Origin of the sequence: Micromonospora sp. RTP1Z1 (assembly GCF_033804685.1) — a bacterium.
Lineage (GTDB): Bacteria > Actinomycetota > Actinomycetes > Mycobacteriales > Micromonosporaceae > Micromonospora.
The window spans coordinates 1-24,542 of sequence record NZ_JAPFQV010000048.1; the positions used below are offsets into that span (position 1 = coordinate 1).

The window sequence follows — 24,542 nt, forward strand, 5'->3', positions numbered from 1 at the left end:
GCGGGGTCGGTGAGCCAGCGGCGCAGCGCGCCGGCCAGCGCGTCCGGGTCGTCGGGCGGCACCAGCAGGCCGGGTCGGCTGCCGTCGGCGGCGCGTCCGAGCGCCTCGGGCAGCCCGCCGACGTCAGTGGCGAGCACTGGTACGCCCCGGGCCACCGCCTCGGTGACCACCATCCCGTACGTCTCCCCGCGCGAGGCGAGCACCAGCAGGTCGGCGTGGGCGTACGCGGCGTCCAGCGCCGGGCCGGTGTGGGCGCCGGAGAGCCGGACCCGGTCGGTGAGGCCGGACTCGGTGAGCTGCCGGCGCAGCCGGTGGACGAAGTCGTGATCCCGGGTCAGCGCGCCCACGCAGTCGCAGCTCCAGGGCAGGTCGGCGACGATGGCGAGGGCCGCGGCGAGCACGTCGTGGCCCTTGTGCGGGGTGACCGCCGCGACGCAGAGCAGCGCCGTGCCGTCCGCCGAGCCGGCGACCGGGGGCGCCGGGTCGACCCCGGGCGGCGCCGCCCGGACCCGGCCGGCGGGCAGGGCGTACCGGTCGAGCAGCCGGCGGCGGGTCCACTCGCTGGTGGTGACCACGGCGGTGGCGGCGGCCAGGGCCTCGGCCTCCGCGTCGGTCTCCAGCGGCAGGTGCACGAGCATCACCAGGCGCAGCCGGCGGGCCTGCGGCCCGAGCACCTCCGGCACGGTCGAGGCGACCAGCCCGTCGAGCAGCACCAGCGCGCCGGCGGGCAGCCCCGCGAGCACCCCGGCGAGGGCGGCCCGCTCCCCCGCCCCCGGTCGCGGCCAGCCGCCGGGCACGGGATGCTCCCGGACGGTCCAACCGGCCGCGGCGAGCCCCCGGCAGACCCGCCGGTCGTAGCCGTTGCCGCCGCTGGGGGCGGCCGGATCGTCGATGTCGCCCGGCAGCACCACGTGCACCGTGGTCATCCGCTACAGCGACCGCTCGTAGCTGGCCCAGGCGACGTGCGACTCGTGCAGCGTGACGGTGATGCCGGCCAGGCCGCGCGCGCCGTCGCCGAGCCGGCCGGCGTGCACCCGCTCGGCGAGCCGGTCGGCGACCGTGCGGGCCAGCACCTCGGTGGTGGTGTTCACCCCGGCGAAGTCCGGTTCGTCGTCCAGGTTGCGGTAGGTCAGCTCGCCCAGGACGGCCCTGAGCTGCTCGGTCGCCAGGCCGATGTCGACGACGATCCCGTCGGCGTCGAGGTCGGGCCGGCGGAAGGTGGCATCGACGACGAAGGTGGCGCCGTGCAGCCGCTGGGCGGGCCCGAAGACCTCGCCGGTGAAGCTGTGGGCGACCATCATGTGGTCACGGACGGTCACGCTGAACACGGATCACTCCCCGTCGTAGGTGATGAGGTGGCAGAGCGCGGGCAGCCGGCCCGAGCCGAGTCGGTCGAGCACGTCGGGCAGTTCCGCGAACCGGGACCGGCCGGTGAGCAGCGCGTCGAAGGCCGGGTCGGCGAGCAGGTCCAGGGCCAGTGCCAGCCGGTCGGCAAAGCTCCGGTCGGCCCGCCGCGGCGACACCGTACCCACCTGGCTGCTGTGGATGCGCAGTCGTCCCGAGTGGAACGCGCCGCCGAGGGACAGCGTGACCGGACGGTCGCCGTACCAGCTCAGCTCCAGCACCGTGCCCTCCGGGCGGAGCAGGTCCAGGGACCGTTGCAGGCCGTCGCCGGTGGCGCTGGCGTGCACCACCAGGTCCCGCCCGCCGGCGGCGTCGGCCGGGAGGGCGAAGTCGACCCCGAGCGCGGCGGCCACCCCGGCCCGCGCCGGGTCGGCGTCGACCAGCTCGGTCCGTACCCCCGGGAAGTGGGCCAGCAGGGCGGCGACGCAGCAGCCGACCATGCCGCCGCCGACCACGGTGACCCGGTCGCCGACCAGCGGCGCGGCGTCCCAGAGCGCGTTCACCGCGGTCTCCACGGTGCCGGCCAGCACCGCCCGGGCCGCCGGCACCCCCTCCGGTACGACCACCACCGCGTCCGCCGGCACGACGTACGCGGTCTGGTGCGGGTACAGGCAGAAGACGGTCCGCCCGCGCAGCGCGTCGGGCCCCTCCTCGACGACCCCGACGTTGAGGTAGCCGTACTTGACCGGGGCCGGGAAGTCGCCCTCCTGGAACGGGGCGCGCATGGTGGCGTACTGGTCGGCGGGGACCCGGCCGGCGAAGACCAGGGTCTCGGTGCCCCGGCTGACGCCCGAGTACCGGGTGCGGACCAGCACCTCGTCGGGGCCGGGGGCGGGGAGGCGCATCGACCGGATCTCGCCCTCGCCGGGGGCGCGGAGCCAGAAAGCGCGGGCGTCGCGGGTCACGAATTTCTCTCTTTCCGCATCCGGACCGAACCGGACCGCCGTATTTCCCGTGTTGACTGGCAGGGTTGTCGATCATAGACACGGAGGCAGGGTGTCCACGGTTCGAAATGGCCCGGTCCTCGGGCTGATCGCCCAGTTCGTCCTGCTGGCCGGGCTCGCCGGCACGGTCGGCCTCGGCGCGGCGGGCTGGCTGGCCGGTCTCGGGTACGGCGCGGCCCTGTGCGGTCTGCTGGGGCACGGCCTGCGGGCGGCCGGGGCGGACGCGCTCGGCCCGGCCGACCGGGTGACCCTGACCCGTGCGGTCCTGGTCGGCGGCGTGCTGGCGCTGGTGGTGGACGCCTGGGGGCGGCCGGCGCCGGTCGCGGTGCTGGTCCCGCTCACCGCCGTGGCCCTGGCGCTCGACGCGGTCGACGGCCGGGTGGCTCGGCGTACCAGGACGGCGAGCGATCTCGGCGCGCGGTTCGACATGGAGGTCGACGCCTTCCTGATCCTGGTGCTCAGCGTCCACCTGGTGCCCGCCGTCGGCGGCTGGGTGCTGGTCATCGGCGGGATGCGGTACGCCTTCGTCGTCGCGAGCAGGCTGCTGCCCTGGATGCGGGGCACGTTGCCGCCGCGGTACTGGCGCAAGGTCGTCGCGGCCGCGCAGGGTGTGGTGCTGGCCGTCGCGTCCGCCGCCGGGCTGCCGGCGGCCGCGACGACCGTGCTGGTGGCGGGCGCGCTGGCGATGCTGGTCGAGTCGTTCGGCCACGACGTCGCCTGGCTGTGGCGACACCGGCCGGCCACCATCCCCGTCCCGCAGGGCACCGTCCCGCAGGTTGCTGTCGCGCAGGTTGCTGTCCCGCACGTCACCGTCCGGCACGCAAGCGTCCGGCACGCAACCGTCCGGCACGCGACCGTCCGGCACGTCACCGTCCGGCACGTCACCGCCCCCCGCGCCATGCGGGTCACCGTTACCCGCGCCACGCACGTCGCCGCCACCGGCGAGCCGGCCACGGCCCGGTGGACGGCCCACCAGCCGGTCTGAGCCGACCGGCACGACAGCCACCACGCCGGGCACCGCAGGGGAAGGACCGAGGATTGTCACTCATCACGCGTTTCCGCCGACCGGCGGTGGAACCGGCGGACGGCGATGCCACCCCCTCGACCGTCGTCACGCCCCGGGGCCGCCGCATCCTGGCCGGAGCGGTCACCGGGCTCGCCGCGGTGCTGGTGCTGGCCGCGCTCGTGGCGCCGGACCAGCTGAGCCGGCTCCGCCCCGGCTCGTTCCTGCGGATCCCGGTGGAGGGGCTGATCGCCGTCGCGCTGCTGCTCGTCCTCCCGGCCCGGGTACGCCGACCGGTGGCCGTGGCGCTCGGTCTGGCCCTCGGCCTGCTGACCGTGCTGAAGCTCCTCGACACGGGCTTCTTCGTGGCCCGGGACCGGCCGTTCGACGTGCTGCTCGACTGGGGGCTCTTCGACGACGGCTTCGGCTTCCTCACCGACTCGGTCGGCCGCGGCGGCGCGGTCGCCGCCGCGGCCGGGGTGCTGCTCCTCGCCGTCGCGCTGTTCGTCCTGCTGACGCTGTCGGTGCTGCGGCTGACCCGGCTGGTGGTCGGGCACCACACCGCCACGGTCCGCGCCGTCGCGGCGCTGGCGGTGCTCTGGCTGGGATGCGCCGTGTTCGGGGTGCGGCTCTCCCCCGGCGTCCCGGTCGCGGACCGGGAGGCGACCACGCTGGTCGCGGCGCACGCGGGCCAGGTACGGGCCGGGCTGCGGGACCGGAAGGTGTTCCTCGGCGAAGCGGCCACCGACGCCTTCCGGGACGTCCCCGGCGACCGGCTGCTGACCGGGCTGCGCGGCAAGGACGTGCTGGTCGCGTTCGTGGAGAGCTACGGCCGGGACGCGGTCGAGGACCCGGAGTTCGCCCCGCACGTGGACGCGGCGCTCGACGACGGCTACCGCCGGCTTCGGGCGGCCGGGTACGACGCGCGCAGCGGCTTTCTCACCTCGCCGACATTCGGCGGCGGGAGCTGGCTGGCCCACGCCACGCTGCTCTCCGGGCTCTGGATCGACAACGACCAGCGCCACCGCGGCCTGCTGGCCGGGGACCGGTTGACTTTGAACGGCGCGTTCCACCGGGCCGGCTGGCAGACGGTGGGCGTCATGCCCGCCGCCACCCAGCCCTGGCCGGAGGGGAAGTTCTTCGGCTTCGACCGCTACTACGACGCCGAGAAGCTGGCGTACCGGGGTCCGAAGTTCAGCTACGCGCCGATGCCCGACCAGTACGCCCTCGCCACCTTCCAGCGCCTGGAACGGGCGAAGCCGCACGCCCCGCTGATGGCGGAGATCCCCCTGGTCTCCAGCCACTCGCCCTGGTCGCCCATCCCCAAGCCGGTGCCCTGGAACGCGGTCGGCGACGGCTCGGTCTTCCACCAGGCGTCCGCCAGCACGGGCAGCCGGGACGTGGTGCAGCGGGACACCACGCAGATCCGGACCGACTACCGGCACTCCATCGAGTACACGCTGGACACCCTGGTCTCCTACGTGCTGACGTACGGCGGGGACGACCTGGTGCTGGTCTTCCTCGGCGACCACCAGCCGGCGTCGGCGGTCACCGGCGAGGGCGCCAGCCGGGACGTGCCGATCACCGTGGTGGCGCACGACCCGAAGGTGTTCGACCGGATCGCCGGCTGGGGCTGGCAGGACGGGCTGCGCCCCGGGCCGCAGGCGCCGGTGTGGCGGATGGACACCTTCCGGGACCGCTTCCTCACCGCCTTCGGTCCGCAGCCCACCCGGTGACCCCGTCCGGTGCCGCTCGGGCCGCCTCCCGGCGGCGGCGGTTGCGCGACCGCGGCGCCGGCGTCTCACGGGATGCGGGCCGCCGGTCGGCCGGCGTGCCGCCGCGAGCCAGGCGCATCGCCCGCCGGGCGTTGACCAGCGGTTCGCAGGGGGCGATGTGGTGGCCGCAGAGCAGGTTGGGACAGCGGCCCTCCCCGTCCGGCTGGTGCGCGACGGCGACGTCGTACGCCACCCGCCACAGCAGCGGGTCCGTCACGTCGTCCGGCAGGACGGCGTCATGGCTGGACCGGGTGTGTGTCGTGTCGGGCACGCCGTACCCCTCTCGTCGTCGCTTCCTGTCTCACTGACCCGTCAGGACCAGGTCAAACCTCCCGCGGGCGGTCGGCGCCGGCCACGAGACGACCGTCACGCCCCCCGGACCCGCCGGAGGGAACCCGGCTCAGGCCGGGTAGGCGTGGGTCTCGGCGGCCTTGACCGCCGCCCAGACCCGCTGGCCGGGGGCGAGCCGCAGGTGGGCCGCCGCGGCGGGGGTGACGTCCGCGGCGACCATGATCGGGCCGTCGAGCTGAACGCGCAGGTTGTCGCCGTGCCGCTGCACGCCGGTGACGGTGGCCGACCAGACGTTCCGGGGGCTGCCGTCGGGCCGGGACGGGTGCAGGGCGACGGCGGCGGGTGGGAAGGCGAGGAAGGCGTCCCCGACGACCCGGTCCGCCGCGGTGAGGGTCAGCTCGCCGACCTGGACGGTGTGCCCGTCGGCGCGACCGCGGTGCAGGTTGAGCCCGACCAGTCGGGCCACGTAGTCGGTGCGCGGCCGGGCGGTGACGGTGGCCGCGTCACCCTCCTGGACGACCCGCCCGTGCTCGACGATGACCAGCCGGTCGGCGAGCACAAGGGCGTCGAGCGGGTCGTGGGTGACCAGCAGCGTCGCGCCGGAGTGGCCGCCGAGGTGCCGTTGGAGCTCCGCCCGGGTGTCCAGCCGGGTCCCCGCGTCCAGGGCCGCGAGCGGCTCGTCGAGCAGCAGCAGGGTCGGGTCGACGGCGAGGGCACGGGCGAGCGCGACCCGCTGGGCCTGCCCGCCGGAGAGCTGCCGGGGCCGGCGGCGGGCCTGCTCGGCCAGGCCCACCCGGTCCAGCCAACCCTGCGCCCGGTGGCGGGCGGCCCGCCGGTCGGCGCCCTGCCGGCGAGGTCCGAACGCGACGTTGTCCAGCGCGCTGAGGTGCGGAAAGAGCAGGTAGTCCTGGAACACGACACCCACCGGACGCCGTTCGGGCGGGATCCAGCGCCGCCGGTCGGGTCGGTCGAGATCGACGCCGCCGAGGGTGAGGTGCCCGGCGGTGAGCGGGTGCAGGCCGGCGAGCGCCCGCAGCGCGGTGGTCTTGCCGGCGCCGTTCGGGCCGAGCAGCGCGACGACCTCGCCGGCGGCGATCCGCAGCCGGACGTCGAGGTGGAAGGCGCCCAGGTCGGCGACCAGGTGCGCGTCCAGCAGGGCCGGGACGGTCACGGGACGCCGACCCATCGGTCGCGCAGCCCGGCGAGGATGGCGACGGAGACGGTGAGCAGGATGAGGCTGAGCACGATCGCGGCCGGCAGGTCGGTCTCCAGCGCGAGGTAGACGGCGAGCGGCATGGTCTGCGTCCGGCCGGGATAGTTGCCGGCGAAGGTGATGGTGGCGCCGAACTCGCCGAGGGCCCGCGCCCAGCAGAGCACCGCCCCGGCGGCGACGCCGGGTGCGATCAGCGGCAGCGTGACGTGGGTGAACGTGGTCCAGCGACCGGCGCCGAGGGTGGCGGCGGCCTCCTCGTAGCGGGGGTCCGCGCCGCGCAGCGCGCCCTCCACCGCGATGACCAGGAACGGCATGGCGACGAACGCCTCGGCGAGCACCACCCCGGCGGTGGTGAACGGCAGGGTCACCCCGAAGGTGGCGTCCAGCCAGGACCCGACCAGCCCGCGGCGGCCGAAGACCAGCAGCAGCGCCACCCCGCCGACCACCGGGGGCAGCACCAGCGGGACGGTGACCAGCGCCCGGACCAGGCGCCGGCCGGGGAACTCGACCCGGGCCAGCACCCATGCCAGGGGTACGCCGAGCGCGACGCAGAGCAGCGTGGCGAGCGTGGCCGTCTGCAGGGACAGCCGCAGCGCGGTGAGCACGCCGGGCTGGGCCAGCCGCTGCGGCAGGGTGGTCCACGGGGCGTGGGCGAGCAGCCCGACCAGCGGCAGGACGAGGAAGAGCAGCCCGAGCCCGGCGGGCACGAGCAGCGCGAGGGGCACCCGATGACGCGGCCGCGCCGGACGGGCCGCCGGCGCGGCGGTGTCGAGGACCGACACCTATGCCTGCGGGGGCTGGAACCCGGCGGCGGTGAGCACCGCCCGACCGGCGTCGGAGCGGACGTAGTCGACGAAGGCGCGGGCCGTGTCCGGGGCGCCCGCCCGCTTGAGCACGACGATCGGGTAGTCGTTGATCGCGCCGGCCGACTCGGGAAACTCGACGGCGTCCAGTTCGGACGCGGCGGCCCGGGCGTCGGTGCGGTAGACCAGGGCGGTGTCGACCTCGCCGAGCTTTACCTTGGCGAGCGCGCCCTTGACGTCCTGCTCCAGGGTGGCTGGGGTGAGCCGGGCGCCGGCGGCGTCGAGGGCCTTGCGCGCCGCCGCCCCGCAGGGCACCTGCTCGGCGCAGAGTGCGACCTTCATCCCGGACCGGGTCAGGTCGGCCAGGCCGGTGACCCGCTGCGGGTTGCCCCTGGGCACCGCGATGACGAGCTGATTGCGGGCCAGGGTGACCGGGCTCTCCGCGGCCTCGCCGGCGTCGGTCACGGTCTTCATGGTGGCGGGCGAGGCGGCGGCGAAGACGTCGGCCGGGGCGCCCTGGGTGATCTGGTTGGCCAGGGCCGAGCTGCCGGCGAAGTTGAAGGTCACCGCCGTGCCGGGGCGGGCGGCCTCGAAGTCCCTGCCGAGCCGGGTGAACGTCTCGGTGAGCGAGGCGGCGGCGAAGACGGTGACCCGCCCGCCGCCGGCCTTGCCGGCGGGCTCGTCGCCACCGCCGCAGCCGGCCAGGCCGAGGGTCAGCGCGGCCACCCCGGCGAGGGCGGCACGGATCCATCGTACGGTCACGGGCTGGTCCTTCCCTTGGGCGCGGTGGCGCGCTCCACCACGACGGTCGTCGACTTGATCACGGCGACGGCCACCGACCCGACCGTCAGGTCGAGGTCGTCGACGGCCTCGCGGCTCATCAGCGACACGATGCGGAACGGTCCGGCCTGGATGTCGACCTGCGCCATCACCGTGTCCTTGACGACCGCGGTGACGATCCCGCGCAGCCGGTTGCGGGCGGACGACAGCTCCGGGTGCCCCGGGGCGCGGACGAACGCGGCGAGGTCGACGCCGTCGACGACCCGGTGACCGTGGTCGTCCCGGGTGGCGGCCAGCCGGCCGGCGTCGATCCAGCGGCGGACCGTGTCGGGGCTGACCCCGAGCAGTTCGGCGGCCTCGCCGATCCGGAACACCGTCACCCGGTCACCCTAACGGCCCGCACCTGCGATCCGGAAGTCGTCGGAGCCCTGGCATCTTCAAGCGGAGCAAGCCTAGACGGACCGCGCCTGCGGTCTGCCACGTCAGGGCGAATCGGGGGTCAGGCGTACCCGGCGCAGCAGTTGCGCGTTGAGCGCGACCACGATGGTGGAGCCGGACATCAGCACCGCGGCGACCGCCGGGCTGAGCGCGATCCCGGCCCAGGCCAGCACGCCGGCGGCGAGCGGGAGGGCCACGACGTTGTAGCCGGCGGCCCAGGCCAGGTTCTGGAGCATCTTCCGGTACGACGCCCGGGACAGCCGGATCACGCCGGTGACGCCACGCGGGTCGGAGGAGGCCAGGATCACCCCGGCCGACTCGATCGCCACGTCGGTGCCGGCGCCGATGGCCAGCCCCACGTCGGCGCGGGCCAGGGCCGGGGCGTCGTTCACGCCGTCGCCGACCATGGCCACGGTGAGGCCACGGGCCTGCAGGTCGGCGACCGCCTTGTCCTTGTCGGCGGGGAGCACCTCGGCGAAGACCTCGTACACGCCGGGCCGGAAGCCCAGGTCGGCGGCGACCGCCTCGGCGACCGGCCGGGCGTCCCCGGTGATCATCACGAGCTTCTTCACCCCCTGCGCGCGCAGTTCCGCGATCGCCGCGCGGGCCTCCGGCCGGACCTCGTCCTCCAGGGCGAAGCCGGCGGTCACCTCCGGCCGGCCACCGATGGGGCCTCCATCGCCGGGACATCGGCGGGCCGCTCGGTTAGCCTCGGGACACGGTCGGACCCGAGGAGCGGCATGAGCAGCCAGACGACGGACACGGTCATGCCCGCGGCCTTCTTCGGCCACGGCAACCCGATGAACGCCCTGGAAATCAACCGCTACACCAGCTCCTGGCGGGACTTCGGGCGGGCGGTGCCGCGGCCCCGGGCGATCCTGGTGATCTCCGCGCACTGGTACATCGGCGCCACCGCGGTCACGGCCATGCCCCGCCCCCGCACCATCCACGACTTCTACGGCTTCCCCCAACAGCTGTTCGACATGGAATACCCGGCGCCGGGGCTGCCGGAGCTGGCCGAGGAGATCAGCGACGTCGTGCACCCCACCTGGGTCGGCGCCGACGCGGACTCCTGGGGCATCGACCACGGCACCTGGTCGGTGCTGACGCACGCCTTCCCCGACGCGGACATCCCCGTGGTGCAGTTGAGCATCAACGCGTTCAAGGGGCTGGACTTCCACCTGGACCTCGGGGCCCGGCTCGCGCCGCTGCGGCAGCGCGGCGTGCTCATCGTGGCCAGCGGCAACGTGGTGCACAACCTGGGCGGGGTGGACCCGCGGCTGGCCGACGAGGGCTTCGACTGGGCGCGTCGCTTCGACGACGCGGCCCGGGAGGTCCTGCTCGGCGAGCCGACCGAGGCGGCCCGGTTGGACGGCCACCGCGACTACGACCTGGCCGTTCCGACACCGGACCACTTCCTCCCGCTGCTGTACCTGGCCGGGCTGGCCGACGTCGCCACCGGCCGCCCGGAGGTGCTGGTGGACGGGTACGCGTACGGGTCGCTGTCGATGACCGCGTACACCCTGGGGCTCAGCCGCCGTCCGACGGAGCCGGCGGCCGGCGCGCCAGCCCTGCCGGCCGACGTGCCCGCGGACTCGGCGAACATCTGACGCGCTACCGGTGGTCGGGCTCCGGGCCGAGCCGGCTGATGTCGTAACCGTCCGGATAACTCCGGGCGGTGATGCCGTCGGCGAACAGCGGCGTGGTCCGGGGCCGGCCCCACCGGCGCAGCAGGCGGGCCCGGGTCCGTAGGCCCAGGTGCAGTCCGACCCGGCGGTCAGCGGGATCGCCTGGCTACGCCCGCCGACCGCCCGGCGGTGGTGAGGATCCGGCCATCGCGGCGATGAGCGCGTCCACCGGCACGGTGGCGAAACCGACCCGGGCGTCGCTCGCCCCGTACGGCAGCCACAGCAGGCCGGCGTGGATGAGCCCACCGCAGGAGTAGAGGACGTTGGGCACGTATCCGTCGCGTTCGGCCTCATCGGGTGCCAGGAGCGCGCCGGGGAGCTCGGCGATGACCCGTTCCGGTCGGTGCAGGTCGAGCAGGAGAGCGCCGACGGCGTACCGGCGCATCGGGCCGACGCCGTGGGTGAGCACGAGCCAGCCGGCGTCGGTTTCGATGGGTGAGCCGCAGTTGCCGACCTGGATCAGTTCCCAGCTGCGGTGGGGGGCGTGCAGCGGTACCGGTGTCTGCCACTGGTTGTCGTCGTCCAGGCGGGTCAGGCCGATGGTCTCGCCGTCGGCGCGACACAGTGCGAGGTGACGGCCGCCGACGGTCCGGGGAAACAGTGCGACCCCCTTGTTGCGGGCGCCCGGGCCCCGCATCGGGGTGATCTCGAAGTGACGCAGGTCGTCGCTGGCCAGGGCGCGGGTGGCGATGTGCCGTCCGTCGTAGGCGGTGTAGGTGGCCCGGTACACCGGTCCGGACTCGTCGGTGAACCTGACGAACCGGGCGTCCTCCATGCCGTTGCTCTCGGCCGGGGTGGCCGGCCAGAGCACCCGTTGATGCAGGTGGGTGTCGGCGGGGAACGTCACGGCGTAGCTGGCGGCGTCGGTACGTCGCAGTTGTTCGACGGTGCCGGGCGCGGTACTGCGGGAGAGCAGGTCGGGCGGCAGTCCGACGACGACCCGTTCGAAGGTGGCCTCGTCGTACCGTTCGGGCAGGGAGTCCAGCACGGTGGCCGAGACCTCGTTGTCACAGTCGTTCTCGGCCAGTCCGGCGGCGAGCAGGTCCCGGCGGTGCCGTACGGCGATCCGCTGCCCGACGACGAGCGGGCCGGACCGACCGGCGACGGCGAGGCGGCTGCCGGGCCCGAGCACGGCGCTGGCGAACCCGATCGACGACAGGTGTCCCTCGCCGATCTGGCGCAGACTGACCGCGACCCGGAGCTGTCCCGGTTCCAGATCGGTCTGGTCGGGGTGGACCACCATCGACGGATTGCACAGCGCGGCGGCCTCGACCGCGTACTCGTGGCTGAAGTAGGCGCCGACCAGGAGACGGGTGGTGGGGGCGAGGTCCCGGACCCGGGAGGCCCGGTGCCGGACCAGGTCGTAGTGGTGGTGGAACGTGCTGTCCAGGTCCCGGTGCCGACCGCCGAAGCGGTGGAAGGTGTCCCGCAGCAGCCGCCCGGTCTCCTCGTCGTCGAGCTGGGCGACGCGGTCGATGAGCGCGTGCGCGCGGGTGCGGGCCACCGCGGCGTCCTCGCCGGGCACGAAGAGCTTGACGATGACCCGGCGTGGATCCGGACTGAGGGTGAGGCCCTGTCGGACGGCCAGGGCCCGGGTCACGACCACCGCCGGGCGAGCTGCAGGGTGGAGATCAGCGCCAGGGTCGACTCGGCGCCCTGGTTGAGGTTGGGTCCGTGCGGGGTCAACCCGTCGTAGCCGCCGCCGGTCGCCGGATCCCACATCGGGGTGCCGACGTCGTTGTCGCCGAGGAACCAGCCCACGGCCTGCCGCACCCCGGCGTCCCAGCCGGGGTCGCCGGTGACGGTGGCGGCCGTGGCGCAGGCGTCGGCGAAGGCGGCGACCTCGATCGGCTGCTGGTCGTGGCGACGCCGCACCGTACCGCGTTCCCATCCGCCGGCCGGTACGACCGACAGCCGCCCGTCGCGCAGTTGGACGTCGCGCAGCCAGGCCAGCATCCGCAGGCCGCCCTCGAGCAGTGGGCCGTCGTGGCGCAGCTGGCTGGCCGCGATGACGACCTCCGCGAGGGCCGCGCTGGCGTAGGTCAGGCGCTGCTGCGGCCAGGGCCATCGCGGGTCCGCCTGCGGGGTGCCGATCGCGGTGGCCGCGTCGGTCAGCAGCGCAGCCGCGGCGGCGTGGGTGGGATGGCGGCGCAGCACCTCGGCGGCACCGAGCCCGGCGAAGGCCATCGCGTGCGGGGCCGGGCTGCGCCGCGCGGCGCCCGCGCTGAAGGCGACCAGCGCCTCCTCACGGATCCACGCGGCGGGGCTGCGGGCGACGGCGGTGCCCAGGCCCCACAGCGCCCGCCCCCACCAGTCGCCGAGCCCGGGCTCGTCGGCCCAGCGCCGGTCGTGGCCGAGGCGGTTGCGGAAGGCGCCGCGGGCGCCCTGGGCGTGGGTCAGGAAGGCGAGGTAGCACTCCGCGAGCCGGAGCACCGCGCCGGTCGGCTCCGGCTCCCGGCTCGTGACGACCAGACCGCGGGCGACGTCGTCGGTGCAGTACCCGTGTTCCCTGCGGACGATGGCGTGCCGGGCGTGTTCGAACAGCCCGGTGTCGTCGCTCAACCGGGCCAGGTGAGCGAAGCTCGGCGCGGGCGCGTCCAAAAGGTGGCCGGGGACCGGGCGGCCGCCCGTCGGGGCGGGACGGCCGACGGTCGCGGTCACGCCGACGCCGCGCTGACCACGGGCGGGCGGGCGGCGGTGAGCCGTTCCGCGAGAGCCTCGTAGCGGAACGCCACCGCCGGCCAGCGCAGCTCCGCGGCCATCGGTCGGATGCGGCCGGCGAGCCGGGCGGCCAGACCCGGCTCGGTCAGGATCCGCCGGATGGCCGCGGCCAGCGCCGCCGGATCCTGATGGGGTACGACCAGACCGGGCCCGCCGGTGAGCAACTCGACCGCGTGCGGGAACGGCGTGGCCACGACGGGAACCCCGGCGGCCACCGCCTCGACGAGAACCCCGGAGGTCACCTGCTCACGGGAGTCGTACGGCAGCAGGACCACGTCGGCGGAGCGGATCAGCGCGCCCAGCGCGGCCGGGTCGTGGTAGACCGCCTGGTAGTCCACGGCGTGCGCGACGCCCAGCTGCGCACCGAGCTGGTGCAGGCCCGCCCGGTACGCCTCCCCGTGGTGCTCGATCACCTTCGGGTGGGTCCGGCCCGCGACGGTGAAGGTGGGTGTCGGGTCGAGGTCCTGCAACCGGGCGAGGGCTCGCAGCGACCACTCGATCCCCTTGCCGGGGCCGAGCAGCCCCCAGGTGAGCAGGTGCGGGCGGGTACGGCGGGTGGCGGGTACGCCGACCTGGTCGGCGGCGCCGTGTGGGATGACGGTGACCTTCGCCGGGTCGACGGAGTAGCCGACGAGCAGCCGGTCGCGGGCCGTGCCGGTCATCGTGACGACCGCCCCGGCCGCGCCGACGATCTGCTCCAGCAGCGACTTCTGCCGGGTGGTGGGGTGGCTGAGCACGGTGTGCAGGACCACGATGCTCGGCACGGCGAGCCGGCGCAGCAACGGCAGGACGTCCTGGCCGTCGGCGCCGGGGTAGATGCCGTACTCGTGCTGGACGATGACCACGTCGAAGGCGTTCAGGGCGGCGGCGGCGTCCCGCCAGCCCGCCGGGGTGCGCGCCGCCCAGGTGTGTACGACACCGGGCAGGGCGCGCTGGTCGTCGCTGCTGTCGGTGACCCGTACGACGCCCCCGCGCGCGCCGTCGGCGGTCAGGTGCGCGGCGAGGAGGGAGTTGAAGCTGGCGAGTCCGCACCGGGTCGGTGGGTGGGTGCTGAGGAAACCGTAGCTGGGCATGGGTTGGGCCTTCCGGTTGTCGGCCGCCGCCCGGAGAAACGGGGGCGGCCTCACGCGGGTGACAGCGCAGGCGGGCCAGCGTGTGTGGCCGTCGCATCGGGTCGGGGGCCGGGCCGCCGCGAGCGCGGGACCCGGTTCGTCAGGGATCGTCAGCTGATCAGCAGGTTCAGCGCTGTGGACGGCCGATGAGGTCGTCGTAGACGGCCAGGTAGTCGGTGACCATCCGGTCCGCGCCGAAGCGCTGCAGGGCCCGATCCCGGCAGCCGGCCCGGTCGATCTCCGCGACCCGGGCGACGGCATCGACGGCCTGCTCGACGGTGTGTACGAGCAGGCCGGTCACCCCCTCGTCGACGACTTCCGGCATCGACCCACGCGCGTACGCCACGACCGGTGTGCCGCATGCCATCGATTCCACCACCGACAGACCGAACGGCTCGTCGAAGGCGATCGGGTGGAGCAGGGCGACGCTGGCGCCCAGGATTTCCGCGCGTCGTCGGGGCCCCACCGAGCCGAGGAAGATGACCCGTTCGCCGTCGATGTGCGGCGCCACCAGTTCGGTGAAGTACTGCTGGTCCTGCACGATGCCGCAGATGGTCAGGGGTCGACCGGCGAGCCGGGCGATCTCGATGGCGGTATGGATGCCCTTGTCGGGGTGTATCCGGCCGAAGGTGACCAGACCGGAGCCGGCATCCGGGGTGAACGGCAGCTCGGTCATGTCGACGCCGTGGTGCACCGTGGCGAGGTAGTCGAGCCCGGCCATCCGGTCGGCGTCGGAGATCGACACGTAGGACGAGCGGGCCTTGGCGTACGCGGGCAGGATGCCGGCGCCGGAGAAGCCGTGGACGGTGGTGAGCAGCGGAGCGCGGCAGTGCTCGGCGAAGGCGAGCGGCAGCCAGTCGAGGTGGTTGTGCACCAGGTCGAACTCCGCCGAGCGAGCGAACGCGTGCGAGACGTGCATCGCCTCCCACACTCGCCCGTCCATGGACGGGTCGTCGGCGTACCCCTGCGGGCATACGCCGTCGAGGGCGGCGGAGGTGACCGAGTCCAACGTCGCGAAGAGTGTCACGTCCACGCCACGGGTGGTCAGCCCCTCGGCCAGCAGGCCCGTCACCTGTTCCCAGGGACCGTAGTGGTGTGGGGGTGTCCGCCACGCGACCGGTCCGAGCAGAGCCACCCTCACGGGGAGGGCGTCTCGGCGCGATCGGCCGGATCCGGGCGCGGCGTCGCGAGCGGCCGGGCGTGCTTGTCTGGGTCTGGTGAAGACGTTGGGACGATCATGGTCCCTCTCTGCTCGAACGGGTAGCGGTGTGGACGCGGTAGTCGAATCGCCGTCACCAGGTCGCCGGTGGCGCGGCGAACGCGGGTCGGCGGGCGCGAACGCTCACCGTGGCCGACGGGGCCGTGCGGAAAGTACGTGGAAGATCCCCGGGACAAGCCGGCGTGGCGGTCGGCCTTCATGCAACAGCAGGGTGATCGCGGTCACCGAGCTCGGAGTCCGGAGGGAGAATGCGGTCGCTGTCGCGGTGAAGGTGACCATTGTTCAACGCCCCTCAGGGGCTGGTGGCGGCGAAGCAGGCGGGGCCACCGGGGACCCGGGCGACATGGCAACCGTACGCCTCATCCGGCGGGAGGGCACCCGCAACCCGTTCGTCCGGCGGGACCTGACGAGCGGAAGAAGCCGCTGCAACGGCATCGGCCTGAGCCAACGGCCAGCCGAGTAGCCTGGCCGCCGCCTCCGGTGTGAGCTGCTCGTAACGGTCGCCACTCGAGGAACATCGCCGTGGCGTCCTGGAGTCCGTCGCCCTGGTGCGCGGGCGAGTCCTGCAAATTCGGTGAGGTGTTCACCACCGACGGCCGGATCAGCAATCTCGACCTGGTGGTCCTGGAGGACGACAAGAACTTCTTCCCGATCTACAACCCGGCGCTGACGGTCAACGGCGCGACTGTCGCCAAGTACCCGAGCCTGAACAAGATCCTTGAGCCGATCACCGCCAAGCTCGACGACGACACCATCCGCAAGCTCAACGAGCGCGTCGACGTCAAGGGCGAGCCGGTGGCGCAGGTCGCCGCGGACTGGTTGAAGGAAGAGGGCTTCATCGCCTGATCTCCGCGCGACCGCGAGCGGCTTCCCGGGCCCGGGGAGCCGCTCGCGGTCGTACGTGTCCAGGCCGTTGGTCTGGTCGCCGCCCGCGCCAGACGCACCCACAACGGGGCAGTGCCTATCGCGGTGGGGATCCGGACCTGGCGGCCGTCGAGGGTGAACGTGCCGTGATACCAGCGCACCGGCACCACCCCTACGACACTTTCCCCAACCCCGACCACCCCGGCCAACGTTTGTGGACAGAGCACTAGCGAAGGCCGCGACATCTTGCAACGCTAACGGCTGTGTATGACTACGATCTGTTGGTGCTGGGCTCCGGACCCAGCGGTCAGAAGGCCGCGATCGCCGCCGCCAAGCTCGGCAGGCGGGTCGGCATCGTGGACCGCCGCGACATGATCGGTGGGGTGTGCATCAACACCGGCACGGTCCCCTCCAAGACGCTGCGCGAGGCCGTGCTCTACCTGACCGGCCTGAGCCAGCGGGACCTGTACGGCAGTAGCTACCGGGTCAAGGAGGAGATCACGGTCAGCGATCTGGCCGCCCGGACCCAGCATGTGATCAGCCGGCAGACCGACGTCATCCGCAATCAGCTGGCCCGAAATCGGGTCGCGATGGTCACCGGCACCGGACGGTTCGCGGACGCCCACTCGATCTGGGTGGATGGCGGCTCCGGGCGCGAGTCCAAGGTCACCTTTGACAAGGTCATCATTGCCGCAGGTACCCGCCCGGCCCGCCCGGACAGCGTCGACTTCGACGATCGGACGATCGTGGACTCGGACGGCGTCATCAACCTCCAGGCCGTACCCCGCAGCATGGTCGTGGTCGGCGCCGGCGTGATCGGCATGGAGTACGCGTCCATGTTCGCCGCGCTCGGCACCAAGGTGACCGTGGTGGAACGCCGCGACCGGATGCTCGAATTCTGCGACGAAGAGGTCGTTGAGTCGCTCAAGTACCACCTGCGCGACCTGTCCGTGACGTTCCGCTTCGGCGAGGAGGTCGCCGCGGTGGAAAAGCACCAGGCCGCGGCGCTGTGCATCCTGAAGAGCGGCAAGAAGATCGTCGCGGACACGGTCATGTACTCGGCCGGCCGCCAGGGCCAGACCGACGATCTGGCGCTGGAAGCGGCCGGGCTGGAGGCGGACAAGCGCGGTCGGATCAAGGTCGATCCGAACTACCGGACCGCCGTGGACAACATCTATGCGGTTGGCGACGTGATCGGCTTCCCGGCGCTGGCGTCCACGTCGATGGAGCAGGGCCGGCTCGCTGCGCAGCACGCCTGCGGCGAGCCGGTCCGCGAGATCCATGGGTTGCAGCCGATCGGCATCTACACGATTCCGGAGATCAGCTTCGTCGGGAAGACCGAGGAGGAACTGACCGACGGCTCGACGCCGTTCGAGGTGGGCATCTCGCGCTACCGCGAGCTGGCCCGCGGCCAGATCGTGGGTGACTCGTACGGCATGCTGAAGCTGCTCGTCTCGCCGGGCGACGGCCGGCTGCTCGGCGTGCATGTGTTCGGAACCGGCGCCACCGAGATCGTCCATATCGGACAAGCGGTGATGGGCTGCGGCGGCACGGTGGACTACCTGGTCGACACGGTGTTCAACTACCCGACGCTGGCCGAGGCGTACAAGGTGGCCGCCCTGGACGCGTCCAACAAGATCCGCAACATCACCCGAATCGACGGCTAGTGGACTGACGCCGCGACCGGCACTCCGTGCCGTCCGGAAGGTCCGCTGGCGCGTAGCCGCGTCACCGTACCCGGGGTCCGCCACCACCAACGGCGGTCGCAGACTCCACCCGGTCAGCTCGTCGATCATGTGACCAGCTGTGACCTGAGGCGTCAAACACCCCTCTGGCCTCTGGTTGGGGTGGTGGAGCTGCCCGTCGCGGGACCGGCCCCCGAGAGCACCGGGAGAAGGCGCGATCCGCTTCTGGCGGCATTCCTAGGTTGCAATCAGCAGCGACTCCGCGCCCACTGGCCGGAACCCGGCGGCTTGGAAGGCGCGAACGCTCCGCGCGTTGCCAGCGGCCTGCTGCGACCAGACCGGCTCCCCTGCGGGTACGAGATGCCGAGCGGCCGTGGCCAGCGCCCGGCCCAGGCCCCGGTGGCGCGCCTCTTCGTCCACTTCAATCGCCGTCTCCCAGCGGCCCGCCACACCCCGGCCGAGGATGAGCACTCCGCCGTCGGTCGCCCAGACGCGCACGTCGTCACGGCGCCTGCGCGCCCTCAACACCCGCGGGTGGTCCGGGTCCGCGATCTCGCGCATCTTCAGCAGGGGTTCGCCCGGCAGGGAAGCAGCCACCGTCAGCAGGTCGATGGTGTCGGTCAACCGCCCGGTTCGGTCCAAGAGCGCGGCCAGGAAGCGCGGGTTCATGGTGGCCGCCAGCTCGTCGCAGTCAAGGGCGGCCAGCGTTGTGCGCACCCACTGCGGGTCCTCGTCGGTGAACACCACGGAGTGCGCGGTGAACGCGATCACTCCGGCGTCGCGGTGGCTTGGCTGAGGCAGCACGGTCACAACGCCGTCCGGCGGCGGGAATTGCCCGTGTGCCGCAGCGTCCAGTATCCCCGCGAGAGTCTTGCCGATGCCCATGTCGCTCCCCAGCACGTGTCCCGGTCGATCAGTGATCAGGTTTTCATACTCACGAAGAGCGAGGAGGCATGATCAACGCCCGAAAACGGCGGCGACCCTCAGCCATCAAGCCGCCCAGTGGCGACGCCAGGGTCCCACTCACCGGGGGAATCCAGTCCCCGGCCGTGCAGCGATCGTCCCCATCGGAGTACGCCGCAAAGCCGAACGCGCCCTCGACCGACTCACCGGTATTCGCCCAGGCCGTGAGGTTGGCTGCGACGGGCGATGCGGGTGGTGATGCCCTTGCCTTGCACGCGGCGACGGTGGGAGTCGTGGTCGTAGCCGCAGTCGGTGTAGATGACCTTGCGGCGCCGTCGGGGCGGCCGCCTCTGCCTGGCACCGGCGGGATGGCCTCGATCAGTGGGATCAGTTGGATGACGTCGTTGCGGTTCCGCCGGTGACGCTGACGGCTATGGCGTGTCTCAAAGTGGTTGGTTGTGTGAGCTGGGGTTGATGATGTCGCCGGCGTCGGCGGCCAGGAAGATGCGGATGGCTTCGGTGATGGCTGGCCAGTCGGTGCCGAACTCGACGAAGTGGCTGTCGGCCTGGCTCTCGACGACCTCGGCTCGCCGGATCGTGGCCGCCAGGGACTGGGCGTGGGTGAAGGGGACCGCGCCGTCTCGACGAGTGGCGATGACAAGGGTCGGCTGGTCAACATCCGCGGTGGCGTCGCCGGTGGGGCGAAGATCGTTGCGGAATCCCGCGCCGGACCGCATCTGACCGAGCAGGCTGACCAGCAGCGCACGGTGCTCGGGACGAAGGTCAGCCAGCACGCGCCGCGGCCGCAGGGTCGACATGCCGCCGAGCAGGAATCGGAGGCCGACGTCGGGAGAGCGGCGCAGAAGGGCGCGCATCGCGCCCCAGGTCGTGCGCTCGGTGCGAGGCGAGAACATGAGACCTGCGGCGACGCGGGTGCGGCGGTCCGGCCATGGCAGTGGCCCCGCGGCGCACTGCAGGATCAGCCGCTCGACCAGATCGCGGTGGCGTGCGGCCAGTGCCACCGCGGTCGGTCCGCCGGCGGAGATGCCGACGACAGCCGCGACCTTGCTGATGCCGAGGTGCCGGCAGAGTGCGGCGGTGACATCGGCGAACCCGGGTACGGACGTTCCGGTCGAGATCGGGGTCCGGCCGTAGCCGGGACGTGACGGCGCCAGCACCGTGAGACCCGCCTCGGCGAACACTTCCTCATCCAGGGCCAGGCCGGCCCGCATGTGACCGCCATGCAGCACTACGACTGTGGCGGCTGCTCGTCGTTCCAGTCGGTACTCAACCGGGCCAGCGGCGAGGTGCGCCACGGTCGTGGGGCGCTCTGCGAGGGCCATCACCGGGACCACACTAACGAGGTCGTGCACGATTAGGACCCGGTAGTGCTTGTATGCCGGGTTCGGTTTGGTGGTTTGCTTACCGTTCGGCGCAGCGGTCGGAGACCAGTCCGGCGATGGCGAGCGTGGTGTCTTCGAAGTGTTCACGGCGTCCGATGTAGCGCTGCAGGGGCCGCCACTGCTTGGGCTCGGCGATGGCGTGTTCGACGCAGATCCGTTGTGAGGATTGGGCTTTACGAGCGATGGTGTATTCGGCCCGCAGCTGGTCGGTTGCGTCTTTCGGTGGCTTCTTCGGCGGCGCGCTTACCTGGTCAGGGAAGTCCCGGGCCAGGCCCTGGTAGCCGGAGTCGACCCTGGCACGCACGTTCGGGTACTGCCGCAGTAGATCCTCGATGCCCTCGGTACGCAGGGCGGTGACATCGTGCATCCGTCCTGGCCGGGTCGCCCCGCACCACAGCAGCCGCCCCTTGGCGTCGCTGATCACCGTGGGTTTGATCGTGTTCTGTTTCTTCTTGCCCGACACGAACGCCCGCCGTCCGGGCCGGTTCGCCTTCGGCCGTCGGACCTGGACCTCGGTGCCGTCGATGCGTAGCTCGACGCCGTGGGCGTCGGCGTAGGCGAACACGTCTGCGAGGGTGCGCAGCCGCAGTCCTGGCTTGCCAGGCACGGCGAACCCGCGGGCGGCCAGTAGCGGACGGATCTCGCCCACGGCGCGGGTGATGGTGGACCTGTCCACCTTGTACAGCAACGCCACCGCGGCGTGTGGCAGTTGCAGGCGCAGGCAGGCCAGGGTGGCGATGACCCGGTCGGTGAAGCTCAGCTCATGATCTGGTCCGGCTCCGGCGGCGCGCAGCCGGTCGCCCCTGCGGCGCTGGTGCAGTCTGGATTCCTGCTGCGCGGTCCACGGATCCCTGTCTGTCAGTCTGAGATGAGACAGCCGTTCCGAGCCGGGTAGGCTCGGTCGGAGACAGGGAGAGGATCATCGTGACACTACCCAGTACCCCTGGTGACCAGGGCGGGCGGCCGAAACGGCGGACGTTCACGGCGGAGTACAAGCTGCGGATTGTCGCGGAGTACGACGCGGCGAAGGTCACCGGTGAGGGCGCGGCGATCCTGCGTCGGGAGGGCCTGTATCACTCGCATATCTTGGAGTGGCGAGCCGCGCGGGACGCGGGGGCGTTGACCGCTCTCGGTGCCCGGAAGAGCCCGGCTGGTGATGGCCGGCGGCGCAGCGCTGAGGCGGCCGAGGTCGAGCGGCTGCGGCGGCGCAACGAGCGCCTGGAAACGGACCTGGCTCGCACGAAGACGGCGTTGGAGATCATGGGAAAAGCGCACGCGCTCTTGGAGACGCTGTCCGAGAGCGCGGACGAAACGCCGGTGCGGTCGAGGAGACGTTGAGCGACGCGTTCACTGCCTTGACCCCCCTCGTCGGTGTGGCCGGGGCGTGCCGATTGACCGGCCGGTCCCGCGCCACCCACTACCGCCGGTGGTGTCCCGACCGTTGCGGCCGAAGGCACCCCCACCGTCGACGCTGACCCCGGCCGAACGCCGGGCGGTCCTCGATGTGCTGCACCGGGACGAGTACGCGGAGATGTCCGTGGCGCAGGTCTGGGCGCGGGAACTCGACGCGGGTGTGTACTGGTGCTCGCAGTCCACGATGTACCGGATCCTGCGCGAGGCCGGAGAAAGCCGGGAACGCCGCCGGCAAGCCACACACCCGCCGCGCACCATCCCGCAGCTCGCCGCCACCGGACCGTCGCAGGTGTGGTCGTGGGACATCACCCGCCTGAAAACCGACCAGCGGGGCGTGTTCTACCACCTGTACGTGATCATCGACGTGTACTCCCGGTACGTCGTCGGCTGGCACGTCGCCACCGGGGAGGATTCGCTGCTGGCCCGCGAGATGATTGATGACGCCATCGCCCGCAACGGCGTGCGACCCGAGATCCTGCACGCCGACCGCGGATCGTCGATGACCTCGAAACCCGTCGCGGAACTCCTCGCCGACCTCGACGTCACCCGCTCCTACTCCCGACCCCGGGTATCGAATGACAACCCGTACTCCGAGGCGCAGTTCAAGACCCTGAAGTACTGCCCCGCGTTCCCCGACCGGTTCGTCTCCCTGGAACACGCCCGCCAATTCAGCGCCGAGTTCTTCACCTACTACAACCACGAGCACCGCCACTCAGGCATCGGCCTGCACACCCCCGCCTCGGTGCACTACGGCACCGCGACCGACGTGCACGACCAGCGACAACGCACCCTCGACGCCGCCTGGCGGGCCCACCCCGACCGATTCACCCGCCGGCCCCGACCCCCCGCGCGTCCCGACACCGTATGGATCAACAAACCCGCAACTCAACCCGCAGATCTACAGAACACGTGACAACGAAAACGTCTCACTTGACTTGACAGGTTCCGGATCGGCCAGTTCGGCGATGAGCTTGGCTAGCCGCTGGCGAGGGATGCCGGTGAAGATACGATGAGACAAGGCCGTGCGGGCCCATCCTGACGTCACAATCATGATCGTCCCGCACGGCCACCTTCATGATCGACCCGGGTCTTTCCTCTACCGCGCACCAAGCCGTAAGGCCTGGCGGTGGAACCGGCCAGTGCGACCGCGGCCGGCGACGACGTTGGCGAACCGCGTCACCAGCCCTTACTTTGTCAACCACGGCACCCCCGGTGTCGAGGACACCTCGTTAGAACTCCGAACGGCATGAGGGTTGGTGAGTCTGCGATAGCAGAGGGCACTCTGACAGTGTCGAGCAGCATCGCCTCGAAGCCACCCCAGCAGCACCGCATGCACTTGCTACAGACGTCCGCGAACTCGCGTGTGCCGGACTTCAAGCTATTGGCCGATATCTACGCGAGGCGCGAACGCGCTACCTCGCCGGCCTGACCGGTCACAGCTGTTCGACGACCTGCCGCAGTTCCGGGGCGTGACACGGCCGTCGCCGGCATGGGAAGCTACCGGCTGGTAACGTCGTCGACGGAAGGCAGCGACATGACGGACGTGGCGGATCCCAGCTGGCAGACGCCGGCAGCACTCGACCCAGCCGTCGTGCGCCACGCCTGGCGGGTGACCGAGCCCCTGCATGGGATGATCTACTTCGCGCCCGAGGCGCACGAGCGGTACGCCGCCCTCGGCATCGCGGAGCCGGCCGGCTACTTCGCCTCCCGGGCTGCTGCCCTGGGGCCGGTCGGCCCCGGCCCGGTCGTTGCCAGCTTCTTCAACTTCAACCCGGACCTCGTCGCCCGGGTGCTGCCGGCCGCCTGGGAGCGGGCGACGCCGGCGGCCGTGCTGGCCGCCCGGCTGCAGGCCGCCGGTGCGGCCCTGACCCGCGCGCTCGGCGACGCGGTGCACGGCCCGGAGATGGTCGAGGCCGCCGAGCTGGCCCGTCGCGCCGCCGAGTCCGCCACCGCCTACCCCGAGGGGCGGCCACTGTTCGCCGCCCACGCCGCGCTGCCCTGGCCGGAGCAGCCGCACCTGATCCTCTGGCAAGCCCAGACGGTCCTGCGGGAGTTCCGCGGCGACGGGCACGTGGCCGCCCTGGTGCTCGCCGGCCTGACCGGGTTGGAGGCACTGGTGCTGCACGCCGCGTCCGGCGAGGTGCCGGTCCGCTTCCTGCGCCGCACCCGCGGCTGGAACGGCGAGCAGTGGGCTGACGCGGTTGAGCGGCTACGCGGGCGCGGGTTGATCGAGGGCGACGAGCCGGCCCTGAGCGACAGCGGACGTGCGCAGCGCGCGTGGATCGAGGCGGCCACCGACCGGCTCGCCACGCCCGCGTACGCGGTGCTCGGCGCCGACGGGTGCGCCCGCCTCGCCGAGCTGACCCGGCCGATGAGCCGGGCGGTGGTCGATGCCGGACTGCTCAACGTCGACAACGCCGTGCCGTCGCGTGCCGACCGGGTGGTGTCCCGCTCGACGTGAACCCTCCTGGTGTTCGGCCTGCACCTCGCCTGGGGCATGTTCGCCGCGAGCGCACTATCGGGCGGCGGGGACTCACCAGCGGAGTGGACGTTCTACTACGCCAGCGCCGGGTGCCTGCTCCTGCCCTTCACCGCAACACTGGCCCGGCCGCTCACCGGCTCGGCGAAGATGAAACGCGCGGGCCAGGGCACCTTCATCGGCCTGACCCTGGCCACCGCCATGGCCATGGCCAAACTGGCCATGTTCCCGGCTACCCGCGGCCGTGGACTCGGAGCCCTGGAGTTCGGCCGCAGCGAACCTGCATCGACGTGATGTGTCCCTAGTCTGAACCTAGGCGGCCAGCAGCCCCGAGCAGGGCTTTCGCTGTCACTGAAGCAGGACTTCACGACCTTTTGCGCGCTCCGCCAGGCGATAGCCTGCGA

General features: G+C 72.6%; 22 protein-coding genes and 5 pseudogenes. 9 read left to right on the plus strand and 18 right to left on the minus strand.

Annotated elements, in window-relative coordinates; translation table 11 throughout:
* The 3 genes from SLP03_RS22105 to SLP03_RS22115 form a co-directional block, all read right to left on the minus strand.
* On the minus strand, nucleotides 1-926 hold a 926-nt coding region (locus SLP03_RS22105), incomplete at its 3' end, for a glycosyltransferase family 4 protein (protein WP_319462538.1).
* Nucleotides 927-929: 3 nt separating this feature from the next.
* Nucleotides 930-1,328 (minus strand): 6-carboxytetrahydropterin synthase, encoded by a 399-nt coding sequence (locus SLP03_RS22110; protein ID WP_319462539.1) that lies wholly within the window; start codon nucleotides 1,326-1,328, stop codon nucleotides 930-932.
* Nucleotides 1,329-1,331: 3 nt separating this feature from the next.
* A complete protein-coding gene (locus SLP03_RS22115) occupies nucleotides 1,332-2,309 on the minus strand; it encodes a dehydrogenase (RefSeq protein ID WP_319462540.1) in 978 nt (325 codons plus the stop codon).
* A 91-nt stretch (nucleotides 2,310-2,400) separates the two neighbouring features.
* On the opposite strand from SLP03_RS22115, the pseudogene SLP03_RS22120 reads away from it, so the two are divergent.
* Together SLP03_RS22120 and SLP03_RS22125 are read left to right on the plus strand one after the other, a co-directional pair.
* Nucleotides 2,401-3,102 (plus strand): annotated as a pseudogene (locus tag SLP03_RS22120) (CDP-alcohol phosphatidyltransferase family protein); the annotation flags it as partial.
* A gap of 284 nt (nucleotides 3,103-3,386) precedes the next feature.
* Nucleotides 3,387-5,087: a sulfatase gene (locus SLP03_RS22125; protein WP_319462541.1), complete on the plus strand. Its 1,701-nt coding sequence runs from the start codon at nucleotides 3,387-3,389 to the stop codon at nucleotides 5,085-5,087.
* Here the strand turns inward: SLP03_RS22125 and SLP03_RS22130 are convergent.
* From SLP03_RS22130 to SLP03_RS22155, 6 genes and pseudogenes are all read right to left on the minus strand, one after another.
* Nucleotides 5,056-5,397 (minus strand): hypothetical protein, encoded by a 342-nt coding sequence (locus SLP03_RS22130; RefSeq protein WP_319462542.1) that lies wholly within the window; start codon nucleotides 5,395-5,397, stop codon nucleotides 5,056-5,058. The two genes, SLP03_RS22125 and SLP03_RS22130, sit on opposite strands and share 32 nt — an antisense overlap.
* A 129-nt stretch (nucleotides 5,398-5,526) precedes the next feature.
* Entirely contained in the window at nucleotides 5,527-6,603 is a 1,077-nt protein-coding gene (locus tag SLP03_RS22135; RefSeq protein ID WP_319462543.1) for an ABC transporter ATP-binding protein, read from the minus strand.
* Nucleotides 6,585-7,412 (minus strand): ABC transporter permease, encoded by an 828-nt coding sequence (locus SLP03_RS22140; protein WP_319462544.1) that lies wholly within the window; start codon nucleotides 7,410-7,412, stop codon nucleotides 6,585-6,587. Before SLP03_RS22140 ends, SLP03_RS22135 begins: the two co-directional genes overlap by 19 nt.
* A complete protein-coding gene (modA, locus tag SLP03_RS22145) occupies nucleotides 7,413-8,180 on the minus strand; it encodes a molybdate ABC transporter substrate-binding protein (protein ID WP_319462574.1) in 768 nt (255 codons plus the stop codon).
* Between the two features lie 11 nt (nucleotides 8,181-8,191).
* Nucleotides 8,192-8,593 carry a TOBE domain-containing protein gene (locus tag SLP03_RS22150; RefSeq protein WP_319462545.1) on the minus strand — a complete coding sequence of 134 codons (402 nt, stop codon included), beginning with the start codon at nucleotides 8,591-8,593 and terminating at the stop codon, nucleotides 8,192-8,194.
* A 102-nt stretch (nucleotides 8,594-8,695) separates the two neighbouring features.
* Nucleotides 8,696-9,322: pseudogene (locus tag SLP03_RS22155) on the minus strand (HAD-IC family P-type ATPase); the annotation flags it as partial.
* 69 nt (nucleotides 9,323-9,391) lie between these two features.
* Between SLP03_RS22155 and ygiD the strand changes: the two are divergent.
* Nucleotides 9,392-10,261, plus strand: a complete 870-nt coding sequence (ygiD, locus tag SLP03_RS22160; protein ID WP_319462546.1) for a 4,5-DOPA dioxygenase extradiol — start codon at nucleotides 9,392-9,394, stop codon at nucleotides 10,259-10,261.
* A gap of 4 nt (nucleotides 10,262-10,265) precedes the next feature.
* On the opposite strand, the pseudogene SLP03_RS22165 reads toward ygiD, so the two are convergent.
* The 5 genes and pseudogenes from SLP03_RS22165 to SLP03_RS22185 form a co-directional block, all read right to left on the minus strand.
* Nucleotides 10,266-10,436, minus strand: a pseudogene (locus tag SLP03_RS22165) (DUF2236 domain-containing protein); the annotation flags it as partial.
* A 9-nt stretch (nucleotides 10,437-10,445) separates the two neighbouring features.
* The gene (locus SLP03_RS22170) at nucleotides 10,446-11,939 is read right to left on the minus strand and encodes a glycoside hydrolase family 130 protein (protein ID WP_319462547.1); all 1,494 of its coding nucleotides are present in this window, start codon (nucleotides 11,937-11,939) and stop codon (nucleotides 10,446-10,448) included.
* Nucleotides 11,936-13,000 carry a glycosyltransferase gene (locus SLP03_RS22175; protein WP_319462548.1) on the minus strand — a complete coding sequence of 355 codons (1,065 nt, stop codon included), beginning with the start codon at nucleotides 12,998-13,000 and terminating at the stop codon, nucleotides 11,936-11,938. Before SLP03_RS22175 ends, SLP03_RS22170 begins: the two co-directional genes overlap by 4 nt.
* Nucleotides 12,997-14,133: a glycosyltransferase gene (locus SLP03_RS22180; protein WP_319462549.1), complete on the minus strand. Its 1,137-nt coding sequence runs from the start codon at nucleotides 14,131-14,133 to the stop codon at nucleotides 12,997-12,999. Before SLP03_RS22180 ends, SLP03_RS22175 begins: the two co-directional genes overlap by 4 nt.
* Before the next feature lie 166 nt (nucleotides 14,134-14,299).
* A complete protein-coding gene (locus SLP03_RS22185; protein WP_413644667.1) occupies nucleotides 14,300-15,313 on the minus strand; it encodes a glycosyltransferase family 4 protein in 1,014 nt (337 codons plus the stop codon).
* A gap of 633 nt (nucleotides 15,314-15,946) precedes the next feature.
* On the opposite strand from SLP03_RS22185, the pseudogene SLP03_RS22190 reads away from it, so the two are divergent.
* Together SLP03_RS22190 and sthA are read left to right on the plus strand one after the other, a co-directional pair.
* Nucleotides 15,947-16,237, plus strand: a pseudogene (locus SLP03_RS22190) (glycine betaine ABC transporter substrate-binding protein); the annotation flags it as partial.
* 281 nt (nucleotides 16,238-16,518) lie between these two features.
* Complete coding sequence (gene sthA, locus SLP03_RS22195; protein ID WP_319462551.1) at nucleotides 16,519-17,922, plus strand: Si-specific NAD(P)(+) transhydrogenase; 1,404 nt, start codon at nucleotides 16,519-16,521, stop codon at nucleotides 17,920-17,922.
* A 255-nt stretch (nucleotides 17,923-18,177) separates the two neighbouring features.
* Here the strand turns inward: sthA and SLP03_RS22200 are convergent, their stop codons facing one another.
* The 4 genes and pseudogenes from SLP03_RS22200 to SLP03_RS22215 all read right to left on the minus strand — a co-directional run bounded on the left by SLP03_RS22200 (nucleotide 18,178) and on the right by SLP03_RS22215 (nucleotide 21,123).
* Nucleotides 18,178-18,819 (minus strand): GNAT family N-acetyltransferase, encoded by a 642-nt coding sequence (locus SLP03_RS22200; RefSeq protein ID WP_319462575.1) that lies wholly within the window; start codon nucleotides 18,817-18,819, stop codon nucleotides 18,178-18,180.
* A 239-nt stretch (nucleotides 18,820-19,058) separates the two neighbouring features.
* A pseudogene (locus SLP03_RS22205) lies at nucleotides 19,059-19,255 on the minus strand (IS5/IS1182 family transposase); the annotation flags it as partial.
* A 31-nt stretch (nucleotides 19,256-19,286) separates the two neighbouring features.
* Complete coding sequence (locus SLP03_RS22210) at nucleotides 19,287-20,186, minus strand: alpha/beta fold hydrolase (RefSeq protein ID WP_319462552.1); 900 nt, start codon at nucleotides 20,184-20,186, stop codon at nucleotides 19,287-19,289.
* Between the two features lie 79 nt (nucleotides 20,187-20,265).
* Nucleotides 20,266-21,123, minus strand: a complete 858-nt coding sequence (locus SLP03_RS22215; protein ID WP_319462576.1) for a transposase family protein — start codon at nucleotides 21,121-21,123, stop codon at nucleotides 20,266-20,268.
* Nucleotides 21,124-21,170: 47 nt separating this feature from the next.
* Here SLP03_RS22215 and SLP03_RS22220 point away from each other — a divergent pair, with 47 nt between their 5' ends.
* From SLP03_RS22220 to SLP03_RS22235, 4 genes are all read left to right on the plus strand, one after another.
* Nucleotides 21,171-21,584 (plus strand): transposase, encoded by a 414-nt coding sequence (locus SLP03_RS22220; protein WP_319462553.1) that lies wholly within the window; start codon nucleotides 21,171-21,173, stop codon nucleotides 21,582-21,584.
* Nucleotides 21,585-21,675: 91 nt separating this feature from the next.
* The gene (locus tag SLP03_RS22225) at nucleotides 21,676-22,572 is read left to right on the plus strand and encodes an IS3 family transposase (RefSeq protein WP_319462554.1); all 897 of its coding nucleotides are present in this window, start codon (nucleotides 21,676-21,678) and stop codon (nucleotides 22,570-22,572) included.
* A gap of 621 nt (nucleotides 22,573-23,193) precedes the next feature.
* Nucleotides 23,194-24,120, plus strand: coding sequence for an SCO6745 family protein (locus SLP03_RS22230; RefSeq protein WP_319462555.1), 927 nt, complete (start codon nucleotides 23,194-23,196; stop codon nucleotides 24,118-24,120).
* 9 nt (nucleotides 24,121-24,129) lie between these two features.
* Nucleotides 24,130-24,432 carry a hypothetical protein gene (locus SLP03_RS22235; RefSeq protein WP_319462556.1) on the plus strand — a complete coding sequence of 101 codons (303 nt, stop codon included), beginning with the start codon at nucleotides 24,130-24,132 and terminating at the stop codon, nucleotides 24,430-24,432.
* Nucleotides 24,433-24,542 lie beyond the last annotated feature (110 nt).

Bases quoted from the DNA above. Each gene is read 5' to 3' on its own strand.
- SLP03_RS22230 (WP_319462555.1), top strand. From the start codon at position 23,194: ATGACGGACGTGGCGGATCCCAGCTGGCAGACGCCGGCAGCACTCGAC.
- SLP03_RS22210 (WP_319462552.1), bottom strand. From the start codon at position 20,186: ATGGCCCTCGCAGAGCGCCCCACGACCGTGGCGCACCTCGCCGCTGGC.
- SLP03_RS22180 (WP_319462549.1), bottom strand. From the start codon at position 14,133: ATGCCCAGCTACGGTTTCCTCAGCACCCACCCACCGACCCGGTGCGGA.
- SLP03_RS22135 (WP_319462543.1), bottom strand. From the start codon at position 6,603: ATGGGTCGGCGTCCCGTGACCGTCCCGGCCCTGCTGGACGCGCACCTG.
- ygiD (WP_319462546.1), top strand. From the start codon at position 9,392: ATGAGCAGCCAGACGACGGACACGGTCATGCCCGCGGCCTTCTTCGGC.